2 protein-coding genes are annotated in these 1,985 nt (G+C 34.7%); both read right to left on the bottom strand.

The window, feature by feature from the left end; genetic code table 11:
• On the bottom strand, window positions 1-1,667 hold a 1,667-nt coding region (locus AC1DDX_RS26890), incomplete at its 3' end, for an SNF2-related protein (protein ID WP_477622980.1).
• Between the two features lie 73 nt (window positions 1,668-1,740).
• A partial coding sequence (locus AC1DDX_RS26885) for an NAD-binding protein (RefSeq protein WP_477622979.1) occupies window positions 1,741-1,985 on the bottom strand: 245 nt, incomplete at its 5' end.

Genomic DNA, 1,985 nt, shown 5'->3' with positions numbered 1-1,985 from the left:
GCAAGTACCTGTATGGTTTTACCCAATCCCATATCATCTGCCAAACAAGCTCCAAAATTAAAACCATCTAAAAAATTCAACCAGTTTAAGCCTTCTCTCTGATATCCACGTAGCGTGGCATTAAGTCCTGAAGGAACTTCTACTTCTTTAATAGATTCAAAATCAGACAACTTAGAGCGATAAAGTTTCATTTCATCTTTAACAACTTCATCTAGTTGCTCCAGTTCATACAATTCGTCAACCGAAGCATAATTAATTTTTGAAGTACGAATAGTTTCTTCCACTACCTCTCCTGCACTAAAGTAGCCTGTAAACTTCTCAATCCATTCATCAGGCAATATCCCTAACGTGCCGTCATCCAATTGAACAAACTTACTTTTGTTGCGGATTGAACGATGCAGATGTTTTAATGAAACCGCCTGCTTATCAAATTTAACTTTTACTGAAGTCTCAAACCAATCTATACCACTGATCACGTTAATAGAAATATCAGCTTTGTACGGGTTTAAGTTATTGTTCTTTAATTCATTAAAACCAAGAATTGTTATCCCTTTATTTCGCCATGCCTCAAAAGCATTTAGGAACCAGTTATCTTCTGTAAATCTCTTTTTATGGAGGTAAAAGCAGTCAGCATGTGCTTGTTCCGGTAATTCCTGTACCTGTTCATAAAAGAACGGGTGCTCTCTTGAAATATTGGATATAAACTGGAACTCTGTATCCTCATCTCTATTTAATGTAAATATGTTTCCTCTTTTATCTTTGGCTCTAATTTGCTTTTTAGAAAGTATCGGAATTTCCAGACTGCCATATCTGATAACAGGTGTAACCAATACAAAATCTTCTGATTCAGATAAATAGATGATCTGTTCATTATCGAGATCAAATCCCTTTTCTTCTATTTGTTTTTTGGTGGCTGTTTTTAAATAAGAATAATTGATCTTAACCTTATCTTCTAATTTAGAAAGTATGTTTTCCTGAAACAGTTCAAATTCTGATCTGTGTACTACAATAATATCATTATGCTGTTTAAAAAATGCCAGCACGCTCAGGAAGTGGGGATTGTTTATCAGATAAAGTGTGTTGCTCCATTGAATAAAATAATGATACTTTACCTTAAGCATATCCAAAGAGAAAGGCTTATTTTCCAGCAACAGTTTTGCCGAAATTTCAAAAAAATCTCCTTTTTCATCTACTGTTAAAGTAAGATCAACCTTTAAAACCTTTAGCTGTCCCGGTATAATAGATGATGCGGTAATATTCGTTGAAACCTTCTCGTCATGAAGGTATACTTCAAATCCCAATGGATTTTTAGCCATTGCTTTAAGTCCTTCCAGATCAGATTCTGATTTACCTGCATCGTAGTTATTTCTGAACTTTGAAATACCGGTATAAAATTTCAGCTCCTCCTGACTATCTGTTTTCCAGATCATGTCAGTCGGATCAATAAAAGTAAGTGGGTTTTTAGGTTTTCCGTTTAAAGTAATTTCAGCTTCTGCAAGTTCTACTACCAAATGTCTGTAAAAACGATGTTGACTAAATATCAATATCATTTTTGTATTTCCCTTTGTTTCGGATACAGGTAGCTTAACATTTTGCTTGGCATTTAAAATCGGCTTCMGCGTAGAGAAGTCAAAATTTTCCGAGTTGTATCCTTCTTTTTCCGTCATTCAACAATGTAATAGCAATGTGCTAAAGATAAGAATAAAATAGCGCTCTAACGTTTCTACAAAGCGTTACAGATTAAGTCTTTTCCAGGTATTTAATAACAGACATAAGATCCTGATCGCCAAGACCTCCTTCATTCATTGCTGCACTAAAGGTATTCAAAAGTGGTATTGATAATGGCGAGGAAAGGCCGGCTTCTTTTGCCAACTTTAAATCTTTAACAATATACTTAAGCGCAAAGGCTGCCGGATAATTGTTATTTAAAACTGATGGCGTTTTAATTTTAATAATTCCATTTCCACACGCGCCCTCATTAATAA

The sequence above is a fragment of the Pedobacter sp. 10L46_2 genome, from assembly GCF_056395165.1.
Note: the sequence above shows the minus strand (reverse complement) of the source record. Positions and strands in the feature narration are given on the sequence as shown.